The 5,139-nt window shown below is 69.8% G+C and carries 5 protein-coding genes and 1 pseudogene; 1 reads left to right on the top strand and 5 read right to left on the bottom strand.

The features are described 5' to 3' along the window. The 4 genes from E3T22_RS00025 to E3T22_RS00010 all read right to left on the bottom strand — a co-directional run. A partial coding sequence (locus E3T22_RS00025) for a biotin/lipoyl-containing protein (protein ID WP_304988973.1) occupies nucleotides 1-543 on the bottom strand: 543 nt, incomplete at its 3' end. Nucleotides 544-570: 27 nt separating this feature from the next. Then, nucleotides 571-1,581: an alpha-ketoacid dehydrogenase subunit beta gene (locus E3T22_RS00020; protein ID WP_088457748.1), complete on the bottom strand. Its 1,011-nt coding sequence runs from the start codon at nucleotides 1,579-1,581 to the stop codon at nucleotides 571-573. Next, on the bottom strand, nucleotides 1,581-2,723 hold the full coding sequence (locus tag E3T22_RS00015) for a thiamine pyrophosphate-dependent dehydrogenase E1 component subunit alpha (protein WP_241980217.1): 1,143 nt from the start codon (nucleotides 2,721-2,723) through the stop codon (nucleotides 1,581-1,583). The genes E3T22_RS00020 and E3T22_RS00015 overlap by 1 nt, the downstream gene beginning before the upstream one ends. Before the next feature lie 10 nt (nucleotides 2,724-2,733). Next, complete coding sequence (locus tag E3T22_RS00010; protein WP_134480499.1) at nucleotides 2,734-3,840, bottom strand: histidinol-phosphate transaminase; 1,107 nt, start codon at nucleotides 3,838-3,840, stop codon at nucleotides 2,734-2,736. 105 nt (nucleotides 3,841-3,945) lie between these two features. On the opposite strand from E3T22_RS00010, the gene E3T22_RS00005 reads away from it, so the two are divergent. After that, a complete protein-coding gene (locus E3T22_RS00005) occupies nucleotides 3,946-4,341 on the top strand; it encodes a phage holin family protein (RefSeq protein ID WP_088457750.1) in 396 nt (131 codons plus the stop codon). A gap of 12 nt (nucleotides 4,342-4,353) precedes the next feature. Here E3T22_RS00005 and E3T22_RS18915 read toward each other — a convergent pair. Beyond that, nucleotides 4,354-5,139: pseudogene (locus E3T22_RS18915) on the bottom strand (hypothetical protein); the annotation flags it as partial.

The raw sequence follows: 5,139 nt of genomic DNA, 5'->3' as shown, positions 1-5,139 counted from the left end.
CGTGGCACGAGCCGGTCCCGTCGCGGCGGTGGCCGAGCGCGGCCCCGAGGCAGCCGGGCCGCCCTGCGGGGGCGCGGTCGGCGCGGCAGCGAGAGCCTCGTGCGCTGCCGTCGGCACCACGTGCCGGCGTCGGCGGGTGGGCATCGACGCGGCGGCGCCGCGGCCCACGAGTACCGCCGGGGACTCCTCGGCGGGCTCCTGCGAGATGGTGCTGCCGGCATCCTGGGCGGCCACGGTGAGGTCGTCGTCGGCCGGGGCGGGCGCATCCGGTGCGGGCGCAGCGCTGTCGTCGGTGGCGCCGGCCTCGGAGAGGATCGTGATGATCACAGTGCCCACGTCGACGGTGGTGCCCGGCTGCACGAGTATCTCGCCGACGACGCCAACGTACGGCGACGGCAGCTCAACGAGCGACTTGGCGGTTTCGATCTCGACGAGCACCTGGTTGATCGAGATGGTGTCGCCTGGGGCGACCTTCCACTCGACGATTTCGGCCTCGGTCAGGCCCTCGCCCACATCGGGGAGGGTGAATCGGGAGACGCTCATGGGGTGCCTTTCACAGCAGGGGGATGATTAGTAGGCGAGGGAGCGGTCGACGGCTTCGAGCACCCGGTCGGGGCTGGGCAGGAAGTGCGTCTCCACCGCGGCGGGCGGGAACGGGGTGTCGAAACCGGACACCCGCAGCACGGGGGCCTCGAGGGAGTAGAACGCCCGCTCGGTGACGGTCGCGGCGATCTCGGAGCCGACGCTGACGAAGCCGGCGGCCTCCTGGGCCACCACGAGGTGGCCGGTCTTGTGTACGGACTCGAGAATCGGTGTGTAGTCGATCGGTGAGATCGAGCGCAGGTCGATGACCTCGAGGCTGATGCCCTCCGCCGCGGCGAGGTCGGCGGCCTGCAGCAGCACGCTCACCATGGCGCCGTGGCCGACAACGGTGACGCTGGTGCCGGTGCGCACCACCCGGCTCGCGTGCAGCGGGGTGCCGGCTGCGGTGAAGTCGACCTCGCCCTTGGGCCAGTAGCGGCTCTTGGGTTCGAAGAAGATCACCGGGTCGTTCGACGCGATGGCCTCCTGCATCATCCAGTAGGCGTCGTGCGGGTTCGACGGGCTCACCACGCGGAGGCCTGGGGTGTGCGCGAAGTACGCCTCCGGGCTCTCCTGGTGGTGCTCGATCGAACCGATGTGGCCGCCGTAGGGTATCCGCACGACGACGGGCATGGTGAGGCCGCCCTCGTGCCGGTTGCGCATCCGGGCCAGCTGGCTGGTGATCTGGTCGAAGCCGGGGAACACGAAACCGTCGAACTGGATCTCGCAGACCGGCCGGTAGCCGCGCATGGCCAGGCCGATGGCCGTGCCGATGATGCCGGATTCGGCCAGCGGGGTGTCGAGCACCCGCTTCTCACCGAATTCGGCGTGTAGTCCCTCCGTCACCCTGAAGACGCCGCCGAGCGGCCCGATGTCCTCGCCCATCATGAGCACCTTGGGGTCGTTCAGCATCGCCTGGCGCAGCCCCGCGTTGAGGGCCTTGGCCATGGGCAGGTTCGCGCTGGTCGGCGCGGCGGCGGTCGTTTCCTGCAGGGTCATCAGGACTCACTCCCGTCGAACGAGGTTTCGTAGGCGTCGAGCCAGGCCTTCTGCTCCACGACCAGCGGATGCGGTTCGGCGTAGACGTTGTCGAAGATGACGGAGCGGTCGGGTGAGGTGATCTCCAGGGCGCGGCGGCGCACATCCGCTGCGTGGTCTGCGGCCTCTTCGTCGACGGAGTCGAGGAATTCCTGCTCGACACCCAGGCCCTTGAGGTAGCTGCGGAAGCGCACGATCGGGTCGCGGGCGACCCAGTAGGCCAGCTCGTCGGGGTCACGGTACTTGGTGGGGTCGTCGGCGGTGGTGTGGGCGCCGACGCGGTAGGTCAGCGCTTCGATCAGCGACGGGCCGTGGCCGGCGCGGGCGTCGTCCATAGCCTTGGCGGTGACGGCGTAGCTGGCGAGCACGTCGTTGCCGTCGACCTGGATGCCGGGCATGCCGAAGCCGCCGGCCCGCAGGTAGAGCGGGGTGCGGGACTGGCGGGAGACGGGCACCGAGATGGCCCAGTGGTTGTTCTGCATGAAGAACACCTGCGGGGTCTGGTAGCTGGCCGCGAAGACCAGGGCCTCGTTGGCGTCGCCCTGCGAGGAGGCGCCGTCGCCGTAATAGACGATCACGGCCGCATCGGTGTCCGGGTTGCCGGTCGCGGTGGCGCCGTCCAGCTGCATGCCCATGGCGTAACCGGTGGCGTGCAGCGTCTGCGAGGCGAGCACCAGCGTGTAGAGGTGGAAGTTGCCGTGTTCCTCCGGTGTCCAGCCGCCGAGGGTGACGCCGCGCAGCATCCGCAGGATGTCGACCATGTCCAGGCCCCGGATCATGCCGACGACGTGCTCCCGGTAAGAGGGGAAGACGTGGTCCTGAGCACGGGTGGCGTAGGCGGAGCCGACCTGGGCGGCCTCCTGGCCGTGGCTGGGCACCCAGAGGGCGAGCTGGCCCTGGCGCTGCAGGTTCGCCGCTTCGGTGTCGAACTTCCGCACGACGACCATGTCGCGGTAGAACGTGCGGTAGTCGGCCTCGGTGAGGCGCTCGAAGTATGGCAGGAACTCGGCCGCCGATTCGGACGGCGAGAAACTCCCGTCCGTGGACAGGAGCTGCACGGTGGGAGAAGTCAGGGTGCGCACGGGTGCGTCGTTGGAGGTCACTGGCACCGTACTAACCTAGCCGCCGGGCCGCGTGCCCCGTTGGTAGATCCTGAACAATCTCAGCGCCGATCCGTAGGAGCGTGGCCACAGATTCCTCCTCGCCAATCGAGACCCGGATACCCTCCGGGTGGAAGGGCCGGACGACGAGCCCGGCATCGGTAAAACGGTCGGTGGTCGCCGCGGTCGCTGCGCCCAGCGGCAGCCAGACGAAATTGGCCTGCGACGGCGGGACGTTCAGTCCCGCGGCCACCAGGGCGGCACGGATGCCGTCGCGGCGTTCGGCGATCACGCCGACCCGTTCCAGCAGCTCGGGTTCGGCGTCGAGCGAGGCCAGCGCGGCGGCCGAACCCTGCCCGGTGACCGAGAGTGGGATCGCGGTGGCACGGGCGGCGTCGAGGATGCCGACGGGGCCCAGGCCGTAGCCGACCCGGAGGCCCGCGAGACCGTAGGCCTTGGAGAAGGTGCGCAGCACGACGAGGTTCGGGTAGCGCCCCAGCAGCGTCGTACCGTCGACGGCTTTCGGGTCGGTGACGAATTCGGCGTACGCCTCGTCGAGGATCACCAGCAGGTCGGCGGGGACCTGCTCCATGAACGCCGTGAATTCGTCGGCCGTGACGATCACGCCGGTCGGGTTGTTGGGGCTGCAGACGATCACGACGCGGGTGCGCGGGGTGATCAGCGCGGCCATCGCGGGCAGGTCGTGACCGTGGTCGGCGCGGTTGGGTGCGGTGACACTGGTGGCACCGGAGACCGTGACCAGGCTCGGGTACGCCTCGAACGAGCGCCAGGAGTAGAGCACCTCATCGCCGGGGCCGGCCGCGGCCAGGATCAGCTGCGACAACAGCGCCACCGATCCGGCACCGATGTGCACCTCGTCGGTGGTCAGCTCGTACCGGGCCGCGAGCCGCTCGCGGAGAGCGAGGGCGGAGGCATCCGGGTACCGGTTGAAGGCCGAGACGGAGTTCACCGCGTAGACGACGCCGGGCAGCGGGTCGAACGGGTTCTCGTTGCTGGACAGCTTGAAGGCGGAGGCGTTGGCCGCCTTGCCCTGCCGGTACGCCGGCAGCGCAACGATCTCAGGGCGCAGGCGGACCGAGGGCTGGTCTGAAGGGCTCACTCGGCGAGTCTACGCCGGGACATATTCGCGGTGCCGCATGCTCTGGCCGTATATGCCGCACCGGAAACCCACCCGGCGACCGGCACCGGCTGTCATAGTGGGAGCATGGGTAGTTTCCTGATCAAGCTCATCGTCAACGCCGTCGCCCTCTGGGTGACCACACTGATCGTGGCGGGTGTGCGGGTGGACTCGTACGCACCGGACACGACGGCCGTTGTCCTCACCTACCTGCTGATCTCGCTGATCTTCGGGTTCGTCAACGGGTTCATCGGCGGGTTCGTGCGGATCGTCGCGTTCCCCCTCTATGTCCTCACCCTCGGTCTGTTGTCGTTCATCGTGAACGGGCTGCTGCTGATGCTGGTGGCGTGGATTTCCGGCCTGCTCGGTTTCGGTCTGGTCGTCGAGAGTTTCTGGTGGGGCGTACTCGGCGCGTTCGTGCTGGGCATCGTCAGCTGGCTGTTCGGCCTGCTCGTACGGCCGCTGAACAACGCCACCTCCTAGGCCCGCGCCAGGTCAGTCGACCCGTTCGGCTCGCCAGACGCTCTGCTGCCCCGGTGACTCGCCCACGATCCCGTCCAGCTGCGCGCGGAACGCCACCAACCGGGGCTCCGGCGACCCGTCGACCAGTCGGGCGGTCTCGCGGTAACCCACCAGCTGATGCGCCGGCATGACCTCGTCCGCCGGCACCTCCCGGCCGGCGAAGAGTTCCCGCCGCACGTAGAGGCGCTGGTCCTCGTCCGACGTGGAGCCCAGAGCAGGAACGAGGTCGTCCTCGTGCTCGACCGCGATCGCCGGCAAGCCCTCTGGCAATGGCAGGTCGGTTTCCGGCGACCCGAAGGTGACCAACCCCACGGCGTTGATGTCGCCACGCGAGACCAGCTGGTTGGCGATCAGCCCGCCCTGCGAGTGCGCCACCGGCACCACGGGGTCGCCGGGCTGCACTCCGGCCGCCTGCATGGCCTGCAGCACCGCCCGGTACGAGCCGGCCTCCTGGTCGGCTACGGCCGCGACGTTGGAGGCCATGTCCCACGGTTCGCTCGAGCCGGTCGGACTCCATTCCACGGTGCCGCCGATGAAAACCAGCCACGACGGATGCGCCGCGTCGCCGTAGCGCTCGATGCGCACCTGACCGCCGTCATCCTCGGTGGGGATGCGGTCGGCGAGGTCGGCGAACCCTGCGGGCGGGCTCGGCGGCGCGAGCGTGGCCGGCCCGAGCGGGGCCGGCCCGAGCGTGGCCGGCACAGCGCCGGAGCCGGCTGCCGTGACCCGCAGCGGCCCGGCAGGCGGCACGGCAGGCGG

The organism is Cryobacterium sp. TMB3-10, assembly GCF_004402305.1.
Classification (GTDB): Bacteria; Actinomycetota; Actinomycetes; order Actinomycetales; family Microbacteriaceae; genus Cryobacterium; species Cryobacterium zongtaii.
The sequence above is the reverse complement of the archived record's forward strand: the minus strand, read 5'-3'. Positions and strand labels throughout refer to the sequence as shown.